Source organism: Cellulomonas telluris, assembly GCF_004886325.1.
GTDB lineage: Bacteria > Actinomycetota > Actinomycetes > Actinomycetales > Cellulomonadaceae > Cellulomonas > Cellulomonas telluris.
On sequence record NZ_QXFN01000088.1, the window covers coordinates 1 to 540 of the forward strand.

The 540-nt window shown below is 68.5% G+C and carries 1 pseudogene; it reads left to right on the forward strand.

The window, feature by feature from the left end:
* Nucleotides 1-537, forward strand: a pseudogene (gene kgd, locus FB586_RS18870) (multifunctional oxoglutarate decarboxylase/oxoglutarate dehydrogenase thiamine pyrophosphate-binding subunit/dihydrolipoyllysine-residue succinyltransferase subunit); the annotation flags it as partial.
* Nucleotides 538-540: the final 3 nt, after the last annotated feature.

The following is a 540-nucleotide window of genomic DNA, read 5'->3' on the forward strand; positions in this document are numbered from 1 at the left end:
CGCCGCCACTCGCTCGGCGAGGAGCACCGCCCGCTGATCGTCTTCACCCCCAAGTCGATGCTCAAGCGCAAGGAGGCGGCCTCGAAGCCGGACGACTTCGTCGGGACCACCACGTTCCGTCCGTTCATCGGTGACGACGTGGCGGACCCCGCACAGGTCGAGACCCTCATCATGTGCTCGGGTCGGGTGACCTGGGACCTCATGGTCGAGCGCGGCAAGCGCGAGGACGGGGCGAAGTTCGCGATCGGCCGCGTCGAGCGGCTCTACCCGAACCCGGTCGACGAGATCAAGGCCGAGATCGCGAAGTACCCGAACCTCAAGGCAGTCCGCTGGGTACAGGACGAGCCGCGCAACATGGGCCCGTGGCCGCACTACCAGCTCAACGTGTGGCCGCAGCTCGAGGTCGAGGTCGCGCCGATCACGCGTCCCGCATCGGCATCCCCGTCCGTCGGCACGGTCAAGCGCCACGTCGAGGAGCAGAAGACGCTCCTCGACGCGGCCTTCGAGTCGCCGACCGGTCGCGGCACCGACTACTGAGGC